The 20,582-nt window shown below is 71.7% G+C and carries 19 protein-coding genes; 15 read left to right on the top strand and 4 right to left on the bottom strand.

Annotation, left to right across the window (positions count from 1 at the left end; all coding sequences use genetic code 11):
- Window positions 1-74: 74 nt before the first annotated feature.
- A complete protein-coding gene (locus tag BDD16_RS08700; protein ID WP_179633581.1) occupies window positions 75-1,211 on the top strand; it encodes an acyl-CoA dehydrogenase family protein in 1,137 nt (378 codons plus the stop codon).
- Window positions 1,212-1,239: 28 nt separating this feature from the next.
- Here BDD16_RS08700 and BDD16_RS08695 read toward each other — a convergent pair whose 3' ends face one another.
- Both BDD16_RS08695 and BDD16_RS08690 read right to left on the bottom strand, forming a co-directional pair.
- Window positions 1,240-1,905, bottom strand: coding sequence for a DUF2278 family protein (locus BDD16_RS08695; protein WP_179633580.1), 666 nt, complete (start codon window positions 1,903-1,905; stop codon window positions 1,240-1,242).
- A 91-nt stretch (window positions 1,906-1,996) separates the two neighbouring features.
- On the bottom strand, window positions 1,997-2,491 hold the full coding sequence (locus tag BDD16_RS08690; RefSeq protein WP_179633579.1) for an SgcJ/EcaC family oxidoreductase: 495 nt from the start codon (window positions 2,489-2,491) through the stop codon (window positions 1,997-1,999).
- 185 nt (window positions 2,492-2,676) lie between these two features.
- Between BDD16_RS08690 and BDD16_RS08685 the strand changes: the two genes are divergently transcribed.
- The 6 genes from BDD16_RS08685 (at window position 2,677) to BDD16_RS08660 (ending at window position 9,075) form a co-directional block, all read left to right on the top strand.
- The gene (locus BDD16_RS08685) at window positions 2,677-3,597 is read left to right on the top strand and encodes a transglutaminase-like domain-containing protein (RefSeq protein ID WP_179633578.1); all 921 of its coding nucleotides are present in this window, start codon (window positions 2,677-2,679) and stop codon (window positions 3,595-3,597) included.
- 93 nt (window positions 3,598-3,690) lie between these two features.
- Window positions 3,691-5,334 carry a DUF4394 domain-containing protein gene (locus BDD16_RS08680; protein WP_179633577.1) on the top strand — a complete coding sequence of 548 codons (1,644 nt, stop codon included), beginning with the start codon at window positions 3,691-3,693 and terminating at the stop codon, window positions 5,332-5,334.
- Between the two features lie 98 nt (window positions 5,335-5,432).
- On the top strand, window positions 5,433-5,978 hold the full coding sequence (locus BDD16_RS08675) for a sigma-70 family RNA polymerase sigma factor (RefSeq protein WP_310732812.1): 546 nt from the start codon (window positions 5,433-5,435) through the stop codon (window positions 5,976-5,978).
- Entirely contained in the window at window positions 5,975-6,703 is a 729-nt protein-coding gene (locus BDD16_RS08670) for an anti-sigma factor (RefSeq protein WP_310732811.1), read from the top strand. The genes BDD16_RS08675 and BDD16_RS08670 overlap by 4 nt, the downstream gene beginning before the upstream one ends.
- A gap of 87 nt (window positions 6,704-6,790) precedes the next feature.
- The gene (gene lplT, locus BDD16_RS08665; protein WP_310732810.1) at window positions 6,791-8,029 is read left to right on the top strand and encodes a lysophospholipid transporter LplT; all 1,239 of its coding nucleotides are present in this window, start codon (window positions 6,791-6,793) and stop codon (window positions 8,027-8,029) included.
- Entirely contained in the window at window positions 8,026-9,075 is a 1,050-nt protein-coding gene (locus BDD16_RS08660) for a glycosyltransferase family 4 protein (protein WP_179633575.1), read from the top strand. Before lplT ends, BDD16_RS08660 begins: the two co-directional genes overlap by 4 nt.
- On the opposite strand, the gene BDD16_RS08655 is transcribed toward BDD16_RS08660, so the two are convergent.
- Window positions 9,062-9,895, bottom strand: coding sequence for a UDP-2,3-diacylglucosamine diphosphatase (locus BDD16_RS08655; protein WP_179633574.1), 834 nt, complete (start codon window positions 9,893-9,895; stop codon window positions 9,062-9,064). The genes BDD16_RS08660 and BDD16_RS08655 overlap by 14 nt on opposite strands.
- A 27-nt stretch (window positions 9,896-9,922) precedes the next feature.
- Window positions 9,923-10,939 (bottom strand): NAD-dependent epimerase/dehydratase family protein, encoded by a 1,017-nt coding sequence (locus BDD16_RS08650; RefSeq protein ID WP_179633573.1) that lies wholly within the window; start codon window positions 10,937-10,939, stop codon window positions 9,923-9,925.
- Window positions 10,940-11,081: 142 nt separating this feature from the next.
- On the opposite strand from BDD16_RS08650, the gene BDD16_RS08645 reads away from it, so the two are divergent.
- From BDD16_RS08645 to BDD16_RS08610, 8 genes are read left to right on the top strand one after another with little or no spacing between them, the layout of a single operon-like run.
- Window positions 11,082-11,945, top strand: coding sequence for a phosphatase PAP2 family protein (locus tag BDD16_RS08645; protein ID WP_179633572.1), 864 nt, complete (start codon window positions 11,082-11,084; stop codon window positions 11,943-11,945).
- 1 nt (window position 11,946) lies between these two features.
- Window positions 11,947-12,810: a lysylphosphatidylglycerol synthase domain-containing protein gene (locus BDD16_RS08640; RefSeq protein WP_179633571.1), complete on the top strand. Its 864-nt coding sequence runs from the start codon at window positions 11,947-11,949 to the stop codon at window positions 12,808-12,810.
- 2 nt (window positions 12,811-12,812) lie between these two features.
- Window positions 12,813-13,805, top strand: a complete 993-nt coding sequence (locus BDD16_RS08635; protein ID WP_179636062.1) for a glycosyltransferase family 2 protein — start codon at window positions 12,813-12,815, stop codon at window positions 13,803-13,805.
- The gene (locus BDD16_RS08630) at window positions 13,795-15,435 is read left to right on the top strand and encodes an ArnT family glycosyltransferase (protein ID WP_179633570.1); all 1,641 of its coding nucleotides are present in this window, start codon (window positions 13,795-13,797) and stop codon (window positions 15,433-15,435) included. The genes BDD16_RS08635 and BDD16_RS08630 overlap by 11 nt, the downstream gene beginning before the upstream one ends.
- Window positions 15,432-17,009 (top strand): ArnT family glycosyltransferase, encoded by a 1,578-nt coding sequence (locus BDD16_RS08625; protein WP_179633569.1) that lies wholly within the window; start codon window positions 15,432-15,434, stop codon window positions 17,007-17,009. Before BDD16_RS08630 ends, BDD16_RS08625 begins: the two co-directional genes overlap by 4 nt.
- Complete coding sequence (locus BDD16_RS08620; RefSeq protein WP_179633568.1) at window positions 17,006-17,701, top strand: phosphatase PAP2 family protein; 696 nt, start codon at window positions 17,006-17,008, stop codon at window positions 17,699-17,701. The genes BDD16_RS08625 and BDD16_RS08620 overlap by 4 nt, the downstream gene beginning before the upstream one ends.
- Before the next feature lie 15 nt (window positions 17,702-17,716).
- Window positions 17,717-19,111, top strand: coding sequence for a Trk system potassium transporter TrkA (trkA, locus tag BDD16_RS08615; RefSeq protein ID WP_310732814.1), 1,395 nt, complete (start codon window positions 17,717-17,719; stop codon window positions 19,109-19,111).
- Between the two features lie 12 nt (window positions 19,112-19,123).
- Complete coding sequence (locus BDD16_RS08610) at window positions 19,124-20,581, top strand: TrkH family potassium uptake protein (RefSeq protein WP_179633566.1); 1,458 nt, start codon at window positions 19,124-19,126, stop codon at window positions 20,579-20,581.
- Window position 20,582: the final 1 nt, after the last annotated feature.

Here is a 20,582-nt window from a genome sequence, read left to right as displayed (position 1 = left end):
CCGCGCCCCATCCCACCCCCGTCATGCCCGCGCAGGCGGGCACCCACGCACAAGAAAACCCCCGAAAGCCCGCCATGCTGCTCAGCGACGACCACCGCGCCATCCAGGACGCCATCCGCTCCTACGTCCAAGACCAGATCGCCCCGCACGCGGCGCGCTGGGACAAGGAACACCACTTCCCCGCCGAACAGCTGAAGGGTCTGGCCGACCTGGGCTGCTACGGCGTGGCGGTGCCGACCGAGTACGACGGTGCGGGCCTCGACTACCTGGCGCTCGCGCTGATCCTCGAAGAAGTCGCGGCAGGCGATGGCGGCACCTCCACCGTCATCAGCGTCAACAACTGCCCCGTCTGCTCGATCCTGATGGGTTTCGCCAACGAGGCGCAGAAGCAGGAATTCCTCAAGCCGCTGGCGCGTGGCGAGATGCTCGGCGCCTTCTGCCTGACCGAGCCACACGTCGGGTCGGAAGCGGGCGGACTGAAGACCACCGCCGTGCGCGACGGCGACGACTACGTGCTCCACGGCGTCAAGCAGTTCATCACCAGCGGCAAGCACGGTGACGTGGCGATCGTCATGGCCGTGACCGACAAGGCCGCCGGCAAGCGCGGCATCAGCGCCTTCCTCGTTCCGACCAACACGCCCGGCTACACGGTGGCGCGCCTCGAAGACAAGATGGGCCAGCACAGCTCGGACACGGCGCAGATCCTGTTCGAGCACTGCCGCATCCCGGCGCGTTACCGGCTCGGAGAGGAAGGCCAGGGGCTGAAGATCGCGCTCGCCGGGCTGGAGGGCGGGCGCATCGGCATCGGCGCGCAGAGCCTGGGCATGGCGCGCGCGGCGTTCGAGGCGGCGCTGCGCTACAGCAAGGAGCGCGTGGCCTTCGGCGTGCCGATCTTCGAGCACCAGGCGGTGCAGTTCCGGCTGGCCGAGATGGCGATGCAACTGGAAGCCGCCCGCCAGCTCATCTGGCACGCCGCGTCGATGAAGGACGCCGGCATCCCCTGCCTGAAGGAAGCCGCGATGGCCAAGCTCTTCGCCAGCGAGATGGCCGAGAAGGTCTGCTCGATGGCGATCCAGACCTTCGGCGGCTACGGCTACGTCAGCGACTTTCCGGTGGAGCGGATCTACCGGGATGTGCGGGTGTGCCAGATTTATGAGGGGACCAGCGATGTGCAGAAGATCCTGATCGGGCGGGCGCTGGCGGCGGGGTGATCCTTCAGGCGCGCTCCATTTCCTGGCCTCAAGGCAGCCGATTCCCCTTGTCATCCGTCCTGAAACTCTGCGACTGGAACGCAAAGAAGAACGCCCGCCACGTCCACGCCGCGCCCGCCTTGCCGGGGTAGCCGAATACCAGCGCGCCGTCCTGCCAGGTGCCGTTGTCGGCGAGGTAGGGCGCGGCGTTGCCCTGGTTCATGTGGATGTCGTGGATGCCGTTGCCGGGCTTGAACTTGAAATACTGGTCGGCCCGGGTCTTCTCCGGCCCCCACTTGGCACCGAAGGCGAAGACCTGCGCACCGGGCGTGGCCATCGCCTTGAGCGTGGCGGCCTCGACCTTGTCCTTCAGGTCGTTGTCGACCCCGGGCGCATCCGGCGGCACCGGCTTCATCGACGCCGTCTTGAACAGGCCGCCGCGCACGTAGTCGATCGCCAGTCCGCCCTTCGTGTGCGGCAGCTTGCGGTAGCCGGCCGGCAGCGCCAGCAAGGCCGCGGTGAACGCCGCCGGCAGCGCGGTCACGGTCTGGAACAGCACGGTGGACGGCGACTTCGGCGCCGAGGACTTGACGTTGACCGCGATGCGGTCCATCTCGCCACCGGCATCGACCAGCAGCTGGTAGTGGTCATCGTCTGCATTGCGCAGGTGACCGAGCACGGTGCCCTTGAGCACGCCGTAGGTGGAAAGTGGCACGGGACCTCCGTTGTTTCAGTTCAGGGACGCCATCGTCCACCGAAACCGCGCCCCGTGCCATGGGCGGAACCTGAGGTGCGCCCGATCAGGATCAGGTCTTCTCGGGCATGGCCGACGAGTGGTGGCTGGTGATCAGCCACTGCTTGCCGTCCCACTGGTAGGTGTAGGTGTAGCGGGCCTTGACCTGCCCGCCGGTCTTGGCGAACGTGAAGGTGTAGAGGCCGGCGTCGAAGGCGGTGTTGCAGCCGAGCTGGATCTGGCGGCTGTCGATGCGGCCCTTCGGCTTGTTCTCCAGGAAGTGGTGGAAGTAGTCTTCCTTCTCCTCGGCATTCAGGCGCGGCTTGTTCGACACCGTCGGCAGCAGGATCGAGCGGTCAGCGTAGTTGGCCACCACCTTGTGCGGGTCGCCGGTCTGCAGCGAGGCATTCCAGCGGTCGAACAGTGCGGCGACTTCCTGCTCGGTCACGGCATGGCAGGACGGGGCCTGGGCCCCCGCGCTGGCCATCGTGGCCGTGGTTGGTGCCAGGGACGAGCACCCGGCCAGCAGCGCGGCACAGACCGTCGAGACGGTGAAGAGGGCTTTCATCGGGAACTCCGTTGACGCAGAAATGGTTCGGCTTCATCGGCCATGGCGGGCCCGCGTTGAGTCTTCGCGCCTGCTGAAGCGTGACGGGCTGCACGCGGGCACAGGCATTGCATGACCAGCACGCGCATACTGGCACCCACCCGTCCACCACTCTCTCCACCAGGCGCCTTCCCGCGCCAATCCCCATGATCCGCATCGAACTGCAAGTCGAGCTGAACTACGACATCGATGCCAATGGCGCCGATTTCGTCTTCAACATCCACGCCGCCCAGACCGCGTGCCAGAAGGTCTCCGCCGAGAACCTGGTGCTGAGCCAGCCGGTCGTGCCGCACATCCACACCGACGCCGCCACCGGCACCCGCTACATGCGCGTGCGCGCCCTGCCCGGCCCGCTCAAGCTGTCCTACGCGGCCACGCTCGACATCACCCACCACTTCGCCGAACCAGCCCATCTGGCCGAGGTGCCGGTCTACCGGCTGCCGCCCGAGGTCATCGGCTACATCTACCCGAGCCGCTACTGCCAGTCCGACCGCCTGCTGCGCCTCGCTGCGCACGAATTTGGTGCACTGTGGCAAGGACACGGGCGCGTGCAGGCCATCGTGGACTGGGTGCGCAGCCGGGTGAGCTTCACGTCCAACGTCTCCAACTCGACCACCTCGGCGCTGGACACGCTGATCGAGCGCGTCGGCGTGTGCCGCGACTTCGCGCACCTGATGATCGCGCTGTGCCGCGCGCTGAACATCCCGGCCCGCTTCGCCACCGGCACCGACTTCGGCGCCGACCCCGCGCTCGGCCCGCCCGATTTCCACGCCTATGTCGAGGTCTACCTCGGCGACCGCTGGTACATCTTCGACCCGTCCGGCACGGCGATCCCGATGGCCTTCGTGCGCTTCGGCACCGGGCGCGACGCGGCGGACGTGGCCTTCGCGACCATCTTCGGTGGCGTGCGCTCGCAGGCGCCGTTCATCATGACGCGGGCCATCGAGGATCCCTCGCAGGGTCTGCTGCGGCCGGTGCGCTGTCGGGAAGCGCTGTCCACCGATGCCGGCACCCCGCCGACATCGATGCCCGTCGCCTTGCCCACGCCGGGACTGCCGCTGAAATAGTTTTTTTTGGCGGGCTGCATCTGTGGGACCAGTCGCCCCGTAGTGAAGGAGTACCCGGCGCCGCCGGCCTCCCTTCCCTCCAGGAGCCTCTCCATGTCGCACCCGACCCTGCACCGCAAGTCCGCCCTTTCGTGCGCCGCACTCGTGCTCGCTGCCACGCTTGCTGCCTGTGGTGGCGGCAGCGACGACACACCAGCCCCCGCGCCCGCCCCGACACCCGTGCCCGTCGGCGACACCGTGGCCCTGACCGCCTCCGGCCGGCTGGTCTCTTTCAACCGCGCCACCCCCGCCACGCTGGTCGGGACCGTCGCCCTGAGCGGCCTGAACAGCGGGGAGTCCCTGCTCGGCATCGACGTGCGCCCGGCCGATGGCAAGCTCTACGCGCTGACCAGCGCCGGCCGCATCGTCACCATCGATCCCTCCACCGGTGTCGCCACCGTGAAGTCCAGCCTGCAGGCCACGGCGGGCGATGACAACGCCTTCGTGATGCTGACCGGTGCCGTCTACGGCGTCGACTTCAATCCAGTGGCCGACCGGATGCGCGTCGTCAGCGACGCGGGCCAGAACCTGCGCATCAACGTCGACACCGGCGCCGTCATCACCGACGGGGTCATCACGCCAGTCAGCGGCACGGTGCGCATCGGTGCCTCGGCCTACACCAACAGCTTCGCGGGCACGACGACGACGCAGCTCTTCGACGTCGATGCCGTCACCGGCCTGCTGCACCTGCAGGATCCCCCCAACAACGGCACGCTGGCCGCCGGCCTGCCGCTGGGCGTGACCGGGACGGGGTCGGACGGCTTCGACATCGATGCCCGCAACAACGCTGGCTGGCTCGCGCTGGGCAGTGGCAGCGGCGCCTCGACGCTCTACCGCGTCAGCCTGAGCACCGGCGCGGCCACCCTCGTCGACACCGTGGCCGGCGGCGAGGCCATCGCCGGCCTCGCCCTGATGCAGTCCGCCACACCGACCGCCCTCGGCCTGACCACCGACAACCGCCTCGTCAGCTTCGACCCGAAGACCCCGACCACCCTGACCGCCACCACCGCGATCACCGGGCTGGCGGCTGGCGAGCTGGTGCTGGGCATCGACACCCGCCCGGTGGACGGCGTTCTCTACGCGCTGACCAGCAGCGGCCGCATCGTCACGCTCGACCCGGCCACCGGCGCCGCGACCGCGCGGACCACCCTGGCCGCCGATCCGGCCGACCTCACGACGCCCTACACCGCCCTCGCCGGCACGGTCTTCAGCGTCGACTTCAACCCGGTTGCCGACCGCCTGCGCGTCATCAGCGACGCGGGCCAGAACCTGCGCATCAACGTCGACACCGGCGCCACGACGACCGACGGTGCCATCAACCGCGCCATCGCCGCCACCGTGCACGCCGCGGCCTACAGCAACACCTTCGCCGGCACCACCGCGACCACGCTGTTCAACCTGGAGGGTGCCTCCGACGTGCTGACCCAGCAGGTGCCACCGAACGACGGCACGCTGGTGAACGTCGGGGCCTTCGGCGTCGACATCAGCGGCCTGGCGGGCTTCGACATCGGCGGCGGTGCCAACGGCTTGGCCCTGGCGGCGCTGCGCCCCTCGGGCAGCGGCCCCTACCTGCTCTACAGCGTCGCACTGACGACTGGCGCGGCCACGCTCTACCGCAACACGAGCGGTGACGCGACCCTGTCGCAGATCGGCGGCGCGAGCGGGCCGGCCCTGCGCGATCTGGCGATCCGGTTCTGATCCGGAACGGGGGCACATGCACGTGGCGCATGGCGTGACATCCATCACGGCTTCCCTGCCAGAATGGACACCATCCCAGCCATCTGCCAACGCACGTCGTGGAAACCAACGCGTTCGACTACGAAGCCGCCCTCGAAGCCTGCGCCCGCGGGGAGCGGTTCGCGCTGAGAGCCTTGTACGACGCCGAGTCGCAGCGCCTGCTCGGGGTGGTGCTGCGCATCGTGCGCAACCGCGAGACGGCGCAGGACATCCTGCAGGAGGCCTTCCTGCTGATCTGGCAGCGCGCGGCGAGCTACCGCCGCAGCCTCGGCACCGGCCGCGGCTGGATCTACACCGTGGTGCGACACCGCGCGCTCGACGAGGCCCGCCGCACGGTGCGCGAGGTGCCGGTCGGTGACGATCTGGAGGTGATCGCCGACGCGGCCGGGCTGCACACCGAGGCCCTCTCGCCCGACCACGGCGCCGCCGACCGGCTCGACGGCTGCCTGGAGCACCTGGAAGAGAAGCGTCGGGAATGCCTGGTCGCCGCCTTCGTCGAAGGCTGGACCCATGAACAGATCGCCAGGCGGGTGGACACACCGGTCGGCACGGTCAAATCCTGGATCCGCCGCAGCCTGCTGGCGCTGAAGGAGTGCATGTCGTGAATGCACCCCTCACCACCCCGGAAGACCGGGACGCCGCCGCAGGCGAATACGTGCTGGGCACGCTGTCCGCCGAGGAACACGCCGCCTTCGTGCAGCAACTGGCCGTGGACGACGACCTGCAGGCACGGGTCTACGCCTGGCAGGACCGCCTGCTCGGACTGGCCCGCCACGCCGCCCCCGTCGATCCCCCGGCGACGCTGTGGCCGCGCATCGAGCAGCGGCTCGGCGCCACACCGCTGCCGGCCACCGCCCGGCCTGTGGCGCCGGCCAACCAGCCCTCGTGGCGCCTGGTGCGGCTGTGGCAGTCGGCCAGCGGCTTCGCTGCGGCAGCGGCGGTGGCACTCGCCGTGTTGCTGGTGCAGCAACCCCCAGCCGACGCCCCGGCCGGCCCGCGTTACCTCGCCGTGCTGCAAGGCCCGGACAAGGACACCGGCTGGGTGGTGGAAGTCACCGCGGGGGACCGCGTGCGCCTCGTGCCGATCGGCACCACGGCCGAACCGCCAGAGGGCAAGACCCTGCAGTTCTGGACCAAGGCCGAAGGCGCCACTGGTCCGACCTCGCTCGGTCTGGTGCGCACCGGCGCGGTCTACGAGCTGCCCGCACAGAAGCTGCCGCAGATCGGCGAGCGCCAGCTCTTCGAGCTGACGCTGGAGCCGGCCGGCGGCTCGCCGATCGGCCGCCCGACCGGGCCGGTGCTCTTCCTCGGCAAGTCGGTGCGCATGTAGACCGAAGGGCGCCCAGCCCTTTCACACGGGAGTCACGCCCGCCTTCGACACTCGCCCGATTGACGGATCGAGCGAACGGGCACCGGCGTGAAACGCAGCGGTTTTCACTTGCTGATGGGGGCACAGTTCGTCTCCGGACTGGCCGACAACGCGCTGCTGCTGGTGGCAATCGCCCAGGTGGCGGCCGCCGGCGGGCCGCCGTGGCTGCCACCGCTGCTCAAGCTGGTGTTCACGCTGGCCTATGTGCTGCTGGCGCCGGTCGTCGGCCCGCTGGCGGACCGCTGGCCCAAGGCACGCGTGATGGGCGCGGCCAATGCCGTGAAGGCGCTGGCCTGCGCGGCGATGGCCCTGGGCGCGCCGGTGACGGCCTGCTTCTGCGTCGCGGGGGCGGGGGCGGCGGTGTATTCGCCGGCCAAGTACGGGCTGGTGACGGAACTCGTGCCCGCAGAGCGGCTGGTGGCCGCCAATGGCTGGATCGAGGTGACGACCGTGCTGGCGATCCTGCTCGGCACGGTGCTCGGCGGCGGGCTGAGCGAGCCGCGCTTCGCGGCCTTCGGCTTCGCGGCGCTGCTGGCGCTCTACGGCCTGGCCGCGCTGCTGAACCTGGGCATCCCCGACAGCGGCGCCCGCTACGCTGCCGCACCGCCGCTGCCACGGCAGTGGCGGGCCTTCTGGCGCGACAACGCGCGGCTCTGGTCCGACCCGCTCGGCCAGGTCTCGCTGGCCACCACCACGCTGTTCTGGGGCGTCGGCGCGACGCTGCAGTTCCTGGTGCTGCGCTGGGCGGGTGAACAGCTCGGGCTGACGCTCGCACAGGCTGCGTATCTGCAGGGCCTGTCGGCCACCGGTGTCGTGCTGGGCGCGGCGCTGGCCGGGCGCTGGGTGCCGCTGGCACGGGCGACGCAGGTGCTGCCGCTCGGCGTGGCGCTGGGGCTGGTGGTCCTGCTGATGCAGTGGGTGCACCAATGGCCGGCTGCCGCGCTGGTGCTGGCCACGGCCGGGCTGCTGGCGGGGCTGTTCGTCGTGCCGATGAACGCGCTGCTGCAGCACCGGGGCAGCACGCTGCTGAGCGCGGGCCGCTCGGTCGCCGTGCAGAACTTCAACGAGAACGCCAGCGTGCTGCTGATGCTCGGCGGCTATGCGCTGTGCACCGGGCTGGACCTCGGCCTCGGTGCGCTGATCCGCGGATTCGGCGTGCTCGTGGCCGGGTTGATGGCGTTGATCGCGCTGCGCCACCGGCACCTGCAGCGCCAGCCCCCGGCATCTCTCATGCCCGCGTCGCCCACGCGCGCGACGATTTCCACTCCCTGCAAGGACCGTCCATGAAGATCGCCATCGTCACCGACGCCTGGGAACCCCAGGTCAACGGCGTCGTCCGCACCCTGAAGATGACCGCGCACGCGCTGGGCCTGCTGGGCCACCAGGTCGAGTTCGTGTCGCCGCAGGGGTTTTTCAGCGTGCCGTGCCCGACCTACCCGGACATCCGGCTGGCCGCAGTGACGCCGGGCCGGATCGCCCGCGTGCTCGATGCGCTGGCGCCCGACTGCCTGCACATCGCCACCGAAGGCCCGCTCGGCTGGGCGGCGCGCTCGGTGGCCCTGTCGCGCGGCTGGCCGTTCACGACGGCGTACCACAGCCGCTTCCCCGAGTACGTCCAGCTCCGCACGCGCATCCCGGTGTCCTGGAGCCACGCGCTGCTGCGCCGCTTCCACAACGCGGGTCAGGCCACGCTGGTGCCGACCGAGCACATGGGCGCCGAGCTGCGCGCGCAGGGCTACCGCGTGCCCACCCACTGGAGCCGCGGCGTCAACCTGCAGCTCTTCACCCCGGAGGGCCCGACGCTGCCGCGCGCCGAGGGCAGCGGGCCGGTGTTTCTCTACATCGGCCGGCTGGCGGTGGAGAAGAACATCGACGCCTTCCTGAAGCTCGATCTGCCAGGGGAAAAATGGGTCGCGGGCGCAGGGCCTGAAGCGGCACGGCTGCAGCGGCAGTACCCCGGCGTGCGCTGGTTCGGCGTGCTGTCCGGGCCGGATCTGGCGACGCTGTACCGCAGCGCGGACGTGATGGTCTTCCCGAGCGAGACCGACACCTTCGGGCTGGTGCTGGTCGAGTCGATGGCCTGCGGCACGCCGGTGGCGGCGCTGCCGGCGACCGGCCCGATCGACGTGGTCGGCCCGAGCGGCGAAGGCGGCGTCATCGACACCGATCTGCGCCGCGCCTGCCTGGCCGCGCTGCAGTGCGACCGCCAGCGCGTGCGGACCTTCGCCGAGCGCTACACCTGGGAGGCCGCGACACGCCAGTTCGTGCAGGCGCTGCAGCCCATCCCGAAGGCCGCGCCGACCAGCGGCGCCGCCCGCCTCACGTCGCCGTGATCGACAGCGGCAGCGCCGGCGCCGCCGCGCGCTGCCGCTGGCGCAGCACCTCGGCCCACTCGATGACCTCCAGCCGCCCGTCGCCGTGCTCGACGAGTGCGGTCAGGCTCTCGACCCAGTCGCCGTCGTTGGCGTAGGTCAGGCCGTCCACCGTGCGCAGCTCGGCATGGTGGATGTGGCCGCAGACGACACCGTCCACGCCCCGGCGTTTCGCCTCGCGGATCACCGCCATCTCGAAATCGCCGATGAAGCTGACCGCCCGCTTGACCTTGAGCTTCAGGTAGCGCGAGAGCGACCAGTACGGCAGCCCGAGCCGCGCCCGCGCCGAGTTCAGCGCCCGGTTCAGCCGCAGCGCGAGCGTGTAGAGGCTGTCACCGATGTGGGCCAGCCACGGCGCGCACTGCACCACGCCGTCGAACAGGTCGCCGTGCATGACCCAGAAGCGCCGGCCATCGGCGGTCTGGTGGACCGCGTCCTCGACCACCTCGATGCCACCGAAGCTGTGGCCGAGGTAGCGGCGCGCGAACTCGTCGTGGTTGCCCGGCACCAGCACGACCCGCGTGCCCTTGCGCGCCTTGCGCAGCACCTTCTGCACGACATCGTTGTGCGCCTGCGGCCAGTACCAGCGGCGCATCAGCTGCCAGCCATCGACGATGTCGCCCACGAGGTAGAGCGTCTCGCACTCGACGCAGCGCAGGAAGTCGAGCAGCGCCTCGGCCTGGCAGCCCGGCGTGCCCAGGTGCACGTCGGAGATGAAGACAGTGCGCACCGACAGGCGATCGCTCGCCTGCGGTTCGCCGGACAGGGTGTCATGGTGCATGGTGTGGACCCTCCTTCAGGCGCGGACTCAGGCCGCCACCAGCATGGGACGCGGCACCGACTCCCAGCGCTGCAGCCACTGCGCGAAGGCGCTCAGCCCGTCGTGCAGCGGCGTGCAGTGCCAAGGGCCGATCGCCTCGATCAGGCGGGTCGGATCCGCGCTGGTGTCGGGCACATCCCCCGCCTGCAGCGGTGCGAACTCGATGCGCGCCTCGCAGCCGAGCACGGCTTCCAGCGTGCGCACGAAATCGACCACGCGCACGGGGTGGTGGTGGCCGACGTTGAACAGCGCGGACGGCACGCCCTCGGCATCGGCCGGCGGTGCGCCGCGCGCGACCAGCCGCACCAGCGCGTCGGTGACGTCGTCGATGAAGGTGAAATCCCGGCGCAGCTCGCCGCGGCCGAAGAGCTGCAGCGGCTCGCCGCGGCGCAGGCGCTGCGCGAAGCTCCAGTACGCCATGTCGGGCCGGCCCCAGGGACCGTAGACGGTGAAGAAGCGCAGGCCCGTCACCGGCAGGCCGTGCACGGCAGCGGTCGCCCGCGCCATCGCCTCGTTGGCCTGCTTGGTGGCGGCGTAGAAGGAGGCGGGCTGGTCGGTGCGATCGGTTTCGCGAAAACCCGTCGGGGCGGCGTCGTTGTCGCGCCGGCCGTAGACGCTGGACGAGCTGGCGTAGAGCAGGTGCTGCACGCCGTGGCGCCGGCAGGCCTCCAGCACCGCACCGAAGCCGAGCAGGTTCGACTGCACGTAATCCATCGGCGCCTGTACCGAATGGCGCACACCGGCCTGCGCCGCCAGGTGCAGCACGGCATCGAAGCCGTGGCGCGAGAAGAAGGCCTGCGTGGCGGCCATGTCGGACAGGTCGAGTCGCTCGACCGGCACGCCCAGCGGCGCCAGCAGCTCCGACACGCGGGCGTGCTTGAGCGCCACCGGGTAGTAGCCGTTGAAGCTGTCGCAGCCAGTGACGCGGTGGCCGGCGCGGGCGAGTGCTGCCGCCGCATGGGCGCCGATGAAGCCGGCTGCGCCGGTGACGAGGAGGTGGGCCATGGTGCACAGATCCTCTGCAGTACCCGTGACAGCACCGTGTCGGCACCGGGCAGCGCGCGTGACGTCGCCCCGCCGCGACGTCACGCGCCGGTCACATCCGCTTCAAGCGCCTGTCACAGCACGTGACGAGGATCGCGTCGCCATGCACATCGCCCCGCCCCCCACGCCGGACCGCGCGTCCCCCCTGTCGCACCCGCCCTTGCTGGCCGCCGCCGCCGTGCTGCTGGCGGGCGGCGCGCTGCTGCACGGCAGTGCCCGCGACACCGCGCTGTTCCATCTGTTGAACGCGCTCGGCACGGTCTGGCCGGCGCTGTGGGCGATGCTGAGCGTGGCCGGTCTGGGGCTGAGCGCCTTCATCGTGCTGGCCGCCCTGCACCGCGGCGCTGGCGTCCGGTCGATGCGGCCGGTCGCGGCGCTGCTGTGGTGCTTTCCGGTGGGCGGTGTGCTGACCCATGTGCTGAAGCGGCTGATCGCGCATCCCCGTCCGGCGGCGGCGCTGGGCGTGGACCAGATCGTCGTCATCGGCGAGCCGCTGATGCGCGGTGCGATGCCCTCGGGCCACGCGATCACGACGCTGGCGGTGTTCGGGCTGTGCCTGCTGGCCTGGCGCACGACGTGGCTGCAGCGGGCGGGGCTGCTCGCGCTGGCGGTGCTGGTGCTGCTGTCGCGGGCAGCGGTCGGTGCGCACTGGCCGGCGGACCTGTGTGTCGGCGCCGGCCTCGGGCTGGTGACGGCGGCCATCGGCTGGCAGCTGTCCGGCCGGGGACGGCTGACGGACTGGCTGTGCAGCCGTCAGGGGCAGCAGGTGCTGGCCGCCGCGCAGATCGGCTGCGGCATCGTGATGGCGGTGCTGCACAGCGGCTACGGACTGGCCCTGCCGCTGCAGTGGGCGCTGGGCGTGTGGAGCGTGGCCGCGGGCCTGCACCGCCTGGGCCGCAGCGGCGCGCTGGCCACCGCACAGCCGGCGCGACAGGCGCCGCTGGGCATCGGCTCGGAGCCGGGCTGAGGTGCGCCACCGGCGCGTGGTCGCAGGGGTGCTCGGGCTGTTGCTGGGCGGGGCGGCGCTGGTGTGGATGGGCCGCACGCTGGATCTGCCAGCGCTGCGCCGCAGCGCGGCGGCCGTGCCCGCGTGGCAATGGGGGCTGGCCAGCACCGGGATCTTGCTGAGTTACGCGCTGCGGGCGGCACGCCTGCACGCCGAGTGGCAGCCGCGCACCGGCGCCCGCTACGCCGAATGCCTGCAGCTCTTCCTGCTGCACAACGCTGCCGCCGCATGGCTGCCGATGCGCAGCGGCGAGGCCGGCTACCCGCTGTGGCTGCACCGCCGCTGGCAGGTGCCGCCGGGCGAGTCGCTGCGCAGCCTGCTGTGGCTGCGCGTGCAGGACGCGCTGGTGCTGGCGCTGCTGAGTGCCACGCTGTGGACCGCGCTGGCGGCGGACTGGCCCGCAACAGCGGCGCTGGCCACGGCGGCACTGGCCACGGGCGTCGTCGTCGCAGCGGGCGTGCGTCTGACGCACCGGGGCAGCGGGCGCGGCTGGCTGTGCTGCCTGGGCAACTGGGTGGTGAAGCTGGCGGTGATCGCCGCGATGCTGGCGGCGGTCGGCGCGCTGCCAGCGGCAGCGGCACTGCGCGGCGCGGTGGGCGGCGAATGGGCGGGCGTGCTCCCGCTGCAGGCGCCGGGCGGGCTGGGCAGCTACGAGGCTGGCGTGTGGATCGCCAGCGGCAGCGGCCAGGCCGCGCTGGCCACGGTGGTCGGCGCCGCGCTGCTGGTCCATGCCCTGACGCTGGGACTGGCGGGCCTGACCGGGCTGGTGGCGATCGCCGCCGCAGCCCTCTCCAATCGAAATACAAGCGCGCTGCAAACCACATGAACATGACCCACCCCGCGCTCCTGCTCCCGGCCCACCGCCTGTCGGTGGTGGTGCCCATGTACAACGAGGTCGAGAACGCCGCGCCGCTGATCGACGCCGTGCAGGCCGCGCTGGCGAGTTATCCACAGCCGTGGGAGCTGATCGTCGTCGACGACGGCAGCCGCGACGCGACGGCCGCCACCCTGCGCCGCCACGCCCGCACGGTCGGCGACCACATCCGCGTGGTGCAGCTCGCGCGCAACTTCCGCCAGACCGCCGCGATGCAGGCCGGCATCGACGCCGCCACCGGCGACGTCATCGTCACGATGGACGGCGACCTGCAGAACGACCCGCGCGACATCCCCCGCCTGGTGCAGCGCCTGCTGACGGAAGACCTCGACATCGTCGCCGGCTGGCGCCACCAGCGGCAGGACGGCTTCTGGTTGCGCAAGCTGCCGTCGCAGCTCGCCAACCGGCTGATCCGGCGCATCACCGGCCTGCCCTTCCACGACCTCGGCTGCAGCCTGAAAGCGTTCCGCGCCGACGTGCTGCGCGAGGTGCGGCTCTATGGCGAGATGCACCGCTTCATCCCCGCCTGGCTGTCCACCGTGACCTCGCCGGCGCGCATGGCCGAGGAGCCGGTCGAACACTTCGCGCGCACCCACGGCACGTCGAAATACGGCCTCTCGCGCACGCTGCGGGTGCTGGTTGATCTGCTGGCGGTGACTTTCTTCCAGCGCTTCGCGGCGCGGCCGGGGCACTTCTTCGGTGTCATCGGGCTGGCGGTGGGCGGGCTGGGGCTGGGCATCCTGGGCTACCTGGGCGTGCTCAAGCTGCTGGGCGAGTCGATCGGGGGGCGGCCGCTGCTGTCGCTGGGGTTTTTCTGCGTGATCGGCGGGCTGCAGTTCCTGACGACGGGTGTGCTGGCGGAGCTGCTGATCCGCATCTACTACGGCGCGCGCCACGGGCAGCCCTATGTCGTGCGGCGCGGCGCAGGCGACGGCGATGGCGCCTGAGCACGCGGTGTCCGCAGTGCCGGGCTGGCGCCTGTGGGCGTGGGCGGTGGTGGTGCTGCTGGTCGGGCTGGCGCGGCTGGGCGCGGTGCCGCTGTTCGATGTGGACGAGGGCGCGTTCTCGGAGGCCACGCGCGAGCTGCTCGCCAGCGGCGACTGGGGCCACACCACGCTCAACGGCGAGCCGCGCTGGGACAAGCCGATCCTGACCTACTGGCTGCAGGCGCTGTCGGTGCGCGCCTTCGGGCTGGGGGAGTTCGCGCTGCGGCTGCCGTCGGTGCTGGCGGCGTGGAGCTGGGCAGTGGCGGTGGCGCTGTTCGCACGGCCGCGCTGGGGCGAGGCGGTGGCGCTGGCGGCGGGCACGGTGGTGGCGACCAGTCTCGGCGTGCTGGCCATCGGCCGCGCCGCCACCGCTGACGCGCTGCTGAACCTGTGGCTCGCGCTGACCGCGCTGGACCTGTGGCGCCACCTGGAGGCCGAGCGCGAATCGCCCGCCGCGCGCCAGGCCTTGTGGCGCGCGGGGCTGTGGATGGGGCTCGGGCTGCTGACCAAGGGGCCGGTGGCGGTGCTGGTGCCGGGGGCGGCGGTGCTGCTGTTCATCGCGGGGGAGCCGCGGGCGGTGTGGCGCGAGCGGCTGGTCACGCTGCTGGGCGACGGGCGGGCGTGGGCGCTGATGCTGGTGGTCGCGGTGCCCTGGTACGCCTACGCGCTGGACCGCCACGGCCAGGCCTTCATCGACGGTTTCTTCATCCGCCACAACCTCGCCCGCTACGGCGGCACGCTCGAAGGCCACGGTGGCAGTGTCGGCTACTACCTGCTGGTGCTGCCGCTGCTGATGCTGCCGTGGACGCCGGTGCTGGGGCTGGTGGTCGCCCGGGTGCGCGGGCTGTGGCGGGTGCCGCTCGGGCGTTACCTGCTGGGCTGGGCGGGGTTCGTGCTGGTGTTCTTCAGCCTGTCGGGCACCAAGCTGCCGCACTACGCGCTCTACGGCCTGACGCCGCTGGCGCTGCTGGTCGGCCAGGCGCTGACCGGGCCGATGCCGGACGGGCTGCGCCGTGTCTTCGCCAGCGGGCTGGTCGTGCTGCCGCTGGCACTGGTGGGGGGCTCGCTGCTGGTGCTGCTGAACGCGCCGGGGCTGCAGCACCCGCTGTACCGCGCGCTGCTCTCGGCGCCGGTCGAGATCGGCGGGCTGCTCGGCGCAGGGGCCCTGGCGAGTGCCTGGGCAGCCTGGTGTCTGTGGGGCACACGCCCGGCGTTGCCGTGGTCAGAGAGCGCCGTGTCCGGCGCGCTCGGTCTGGCGCTGCTGGTGAACGCCGCGCTGGCGCCGTGGTGGGGCGAGCGGCTGCAGGCACCAGTGCGCCACGCCGCCGAGGCCGCGCGCCAGCAAGCCGGCCCCGTCGCCGCCGTCCAGTGGGGGCTGCACCTGCCCAGCTTCGCGGTCTACCTGCAGCAGGAAGCCCCGCGCCGCGCGCCGCGACCGGGCGAGCTGGCGCTGGTGCGCACCGACCAGCTCGCCACGCTGGCTGCGGGCGGTCACTGGCAGGTGGTCCACGCCGAGCGCGGCCTCAGCCTGATCCGCTGGCACGGGGTGGCAGCCACGGCGGCGGCGGCGGTGACGGCGCCTCGGCCATGAACGCGATGCCGCGGGCCCTGTGGAGCCGGCTGCTGGCGCTGGTCGGCGCGGCGCTGCTGCTGCGGCTGGCGGTGCTGCACGGGGTGCTGCTCGACCCGGCCATCGGCCTGCAGGTCGACGAGGCGCAGTACTGGGGCTGGTCGCGCGACCTGCAGTGGGGCTACTACTCCAAGCCGCCGGTCATCGCCGCGCTGATCGCCGCCTCGACGGCGCTGTTCGGCGACGCGGTGATGGGGGTGAAGGCGCTGTCGATGGCGCTGCACGGCGCGACCGCCCTCGCGCTGGCCAGCCTCGCCCACACGATGGCGGGCGACCGACCGGCCCGCGCCGCGCGCGCTGCGTGGTGGGCAGCGCTGATCGCGCTGAGCAACCCGGTCGCCAGCCTGCTCGGGCTGGCGGCGACGACGGACGCCCCGCTGCTGCTGTGCTGGACGCTGGCCGCGGCGGCGCTGTGGCGGCTGCAGCAGCAAGACCGTCTGCGCGACTGGGCCTGGCTCGGGCTGTGGCTCGGCCTGGGGCTGCTGTCGAAGTACACGATGGCCGTGCTGCTGGTCGCCGTGGTCGGCGTGGTGGGAACACGACCGGTGGCGGCGCGGCATCCGCTGGGCGGACCGGCCCTGATGCTGGCCGTGCTGGCGCTGCTGCTGGTGCCGCACCTGGCGTGGAATGCCGCGTGGGGCTGGCCGACCTGGCAGCACACCGCCGACATCACCCTGCAGGCACCGCGTAGCGCCAACGGGTCCGGGTGGGCGCGCCTGGGCGAGTGGGTCGGGGGACAGTGGCTGCTGTTCGGGCCGCTGTGGGCGCTGCTGGTGCTGCAGCGGCGCGTGGCGGCGCGGGCATGGCCGGCGCGGGCCGTGCCGACGCTGACGCCGGCGCAGCGCTTCCTGCTGTGGCTGGCGCTGCCGCTGCTGCTGATCGGCGCGTTGCAGGCAGTCCGCGCCGGCGCGCAGATCAACTGGACCGCGCCCGCCGGACAAGCACTGACCCTCGCGCTGGCGCTGTGGCTGTCAGCCCCCCGCCGCCGGCTCGCCCGCCAGACCGCGGCGGTGGTGGTGGCACTGCACCTGCTGGTGCTCACCGCCCTGCCGCTGGCGGGCACCCTGGCGCGTGCCCTCGGCGGACCGCAGGCGATGCCGCCGCGTGCCCTGGACCTGTGGGCCCGGATGCGCGGCTGGAACAGCGCCTTCGCCACGCTGGAAGCCGCCGCCCGTGCGCAGCGCGACGCCGACCCGCACACCCGCCTGCTGGGCACCAGCCGCACGGTGATCGCCCACGGCCAGTACGCCTGGCGCGGACTCGGCCTGCCCTGGCACGCCTGGCAACCTGGTCCGACGCGCCGCGCCACCGACCACTACCAGCTCACCGCGGCCTGGCCGGTGGATCCCGCAGCCGACGCCGCACGGCCGCTGCTGATCGTCGGGGAAGGCGACGCGCTGCCCGCCGACTGGCTGGAGCGCCTCGAACCGCCGGTGCGCCTCGGCGAGTGTCGCCAGCCGCAGGCCCGCGGGCAGGCGCTGCACCTCGTGCTGTGGCGCACCCGGCTGCGCACACCCGGTGGTCACACGCCATGAAGTGGCGACACCCGACCGCGCTGCTGCGCTGGGCCGTCTGCACCCTGGTGGCGCTGGCGCTGTTTCGCCTCTGGCCGGAGCTGGACCTGGGCGTGAGCGGTGCCGTCTTCGACGCGGACGGACCCAGCCGCTTTCCGCTGGGGGACACCCCGCCGGTGCGGTGGGTCTATCTGGCGGTGCCGTGGATCGGGCGGTTCCTGTTGCTGGCGTCCCTGGTGATGCTGTTCAGGGCGCACACGCCGCTGCGGTGGCGTCGCCGCGCGCAGGTGCTGCTGCTGGCACTGGTGCTGGGGTTGTGGGGCGTGGTCAACGTCGGGCTGAAGGACCACTGGGGCCGTCCGCGCCCGACCGAAGTCAGCGCGTTCGGCGGCCCGCACCCGTTCCAGTCCGCCGGCACGGTCAGTCCGTACTGCGACCGGAACTGCTCCTTCGTCAGCGGCCACGCCGCCACCGGGTTCACGCTGATGGCGGTCGGCCTGCTCGGCACGCCCGCCACGCGGCGCCGCTGGTGGCGCATCGGCGTGGTGGCCGGGTTGCTGGTGGGGGCCGGGCGGGTGCTGCAGGGTGGGCATTTCCTGAGCGACATCGTGCTGGCCGGGCTGGTGATGCACGGGGTGTGCCTGCTGATCCGGGCGGGCTGGTTGCGCTGGCGCCTGCGACAGCGCCTCGTTCATGCGCGCGACAGGGGCTGAGCACAGGGCGTCTCCATAATCGCCCCCATGAACATCCTCATCATCGGCGCCGGCCGGGTCGGCACGAGCGTCGCCGAAAGCCTTGTCTCCGAGCGCAACGACATCACCGTCATCGACACCGACCCGCAGCGCCTGCGCCAGTTGCAGGAGCGGCTCGACCTGCGCGGCGTCACCGGCAACGCGATCCAGCCCTCGGTGCTGCGCGAGGCCGGCGCCGAGGACTGCGACCTGCTGATCGCGTGCGCCCCGATGGACGAGACCAACCTGACCGTCTGCAAGGTCGCGCACGACCTGTTCAACGTCACCACCACCATCGCCCGGCTGCGCTCGCCCGAGTTCGTCGAGGGCTCGCCGCTGCTGGCGCGCGAGGGCGGCTTCGCGGTCGACCATGTCATCTGCCCCGAGCAGTCGGTGACGACCTACATCCGCAAGCTGGTCGAATACCCCGAGGCGCTGCGCATCATCGAGTTCGCCGACGGCCGGGTGACGCTGGCGGGGGTGCGCGCCTACGCGGGCGGGCGGCTGGTCGGGCACCGGCTCGACGAGATCCCGACGCTGGTGCCGGGTCTGGACATGCGCATGGTCGGGCTGTTCCGCGGCGACCAGCCGGTCAAGGCCGATGGCGACACGCGCATCGAGGCTGGCGACGAGGCCTTCGTGCTGACGCGCACGGCGGCCATCTCGGACATGCTCTGCGCGCTGCGCGAGCGTGACCAGCCGGTGCGGCGCGTGATGATCGCCGGGGGCGGCAAGGTCGGCCTGCGGCTGGCGCGCGAACTGCGCGGACGCTACGAGATCAAGCTGATCGAGAGCGACCGGATGCGCTGCGACTACCTGGCGGCCGACCTCGGCTCGGACGTGCTGGTGCTGCACGGCGACTCGACCGACGAGGACCTGATGGCCGACGAGAACGTCGGCGACATGGACGTCTTCATCGCGCTGACCAGCGACGACGAGGACAACATCCTTGCCGGCCTGATGGCCAAGCGGCTGGGCGTGCGCCGCGCCATCGTGCTGATCAACCGCCGCGCCTACACCGAGCTGGTGCAGGGCACGCAGATCGACGTGGCCATCTCGCCGCAGCACGCGGTCATCGGCGAGCTGCTGGCCTTCGTGCGCCGCGGCGACGTCGAGGCCGTCCACAGCATGCGCCAGGGCGCCGCCGAGTCGATGGAGATCATCGCCCGCGGCGACCGGCGCAGCTCCAAGGTGGTCGGACGGCGCATCGAGCAGCTCGCCCTCCCGGACGGGGTGCAGATCGGGGCCATCGTGCGCGGTGACGAGGTGCTGATGGCGCACCACGACACGGTGATCGAGACCGACGACCACGTCATCGTCTTCCTGCCGAACAAGCGGCTGGTGCGGCCGGTGGAAAAGCTGTTCCAGGTCGGTGCGACCTTCTTCTTCTGAGCCGGGTCCGCGATGCGCTACTACTACCCGGTGTTCAAGGTGCTCGGCGGCGTGCTGATGCTGTTCGGGCTGACGATGGCGGTGCCGCTGGGCTTCTCGCATTTCTGCCACGACGGCATCGAGGCCGGCTTCGCGCTGTCGATGGCGATCACGGTGGCGATCGGCGCGGCGCTGTTCCTGCACTGCCGCCACCTCGACCGCGAGCTGCAGCCGCATGACGGCTTCCTGCTAGCGACGCTGGTATGGGTCGTGCTGCCAGTGTTCGGGGCGATCCCGCTGCTGCTGCACATCCCCGGTCTGAGTTTGACCGATGCCTACTTCGAGGCGGTCTCCGGCCTGACGACGACCGGCGCCACCGTGCTGACCGGGCTGGAGAAGCTGCCGGTGTCGATCAACATCTGGCGCTGCTTCATGGTGCTGCTGGGCGGCATGGGCATCATCGTGCTGGCGGTGGCGATCCTGCCGCTGCTGGGCGTGGGCGGCAGCCAGGTGTTCAAGGCGGAGACCCCCGGCCCGATGAAGGACGACAAGCTCACCCCGCGCATCGCCGAGACGGCGCGCGGGCTGTGGGCGGTGTATTTCACGGCGGCCACGGCCTGCCTGCTCGGCTACCGCTGGGCCGGGATGAGCTGGCCGGATGCGTTCATGCACATGTGCTCGACGATGGGCCTGGGCGGCCTGGCCGGGTATGACGCGAGCTTCGCGGCGTTCAACTCCGGGCGGGTCGAGGCGGTAGCGATCGTGTTCATGCTGCTGGCCGGGGTGAACTTCGCGCTGTACTTCCGCGTCTGGCAGCGGCGCTCGATCCTGCCGCTGTGGCGCGACCTGGAGGCACGGCTGTTCTTTGCGCTGATGGTGGGCAGCGTGGCGCTGGTGACCGTGTTCCTGGTCGTGCATGGCGTCTACCCGGAGTGGACGACCGCGCTGCGCCACGCCGCGTTCAACGTCGTCTCGGTGGCGACGACGACCGGTTTCGCGACGGTGGACTACGCCCAGTGGCCGATCTTCGCGCCGATCCTGATGCTGTTCCTGTGCGGGTTCGCGACCTGCGCGGGCTCGACCGGCGGCGGCATCAAGCTCAGCCGCTCGCTGCTGCTGATGAAGCAGGTGCAGCGCGAGTTCACCCGGCTGCTGCACCCGCGCGCGGTACGGCCGGTGACGCTGGGCGGCGCGGTGGTGGACACGCAGGTGCTGTTCTCGGTGCAGGCCTTCATGCTGGTCTACGGCGCGGTGCTGGTGGCGGGCACGATGGCGCTGTTGCTGACCGGGCTGGACATCATCAGCGCCTTCACGGCGGTCGTGGCCTGCATCAACAACACCGGCCCCGGCCTCGGGCAGGTCGGTCCGTCCGGCAACTACCAGGGCCTGAGCGACGTGCAGACCTGGATCTGCACGGCGGTGATGCTGCTGGGGCGGCTGGAGCTGTTCGCGGTGCTGGTGCTGTTCACGCCGCAGTTCTGGCGGCGTTGAG

The organism is Sphaerotilus montanus, from assembly GCF_013410775.1.
Taxonomy (GTDB): domain Bacteria; phylum Pseudomonadota; class Gammaproteobacteria; order Burkholderiales; family Burkholderiaceae_C; genus Sphaerotilus; species Sphaerotilus montanus.
Note: the sequence above shows the minus strand (reverse complement) of the source record. Positions and strands in the feature narration are given on the sequence as shown.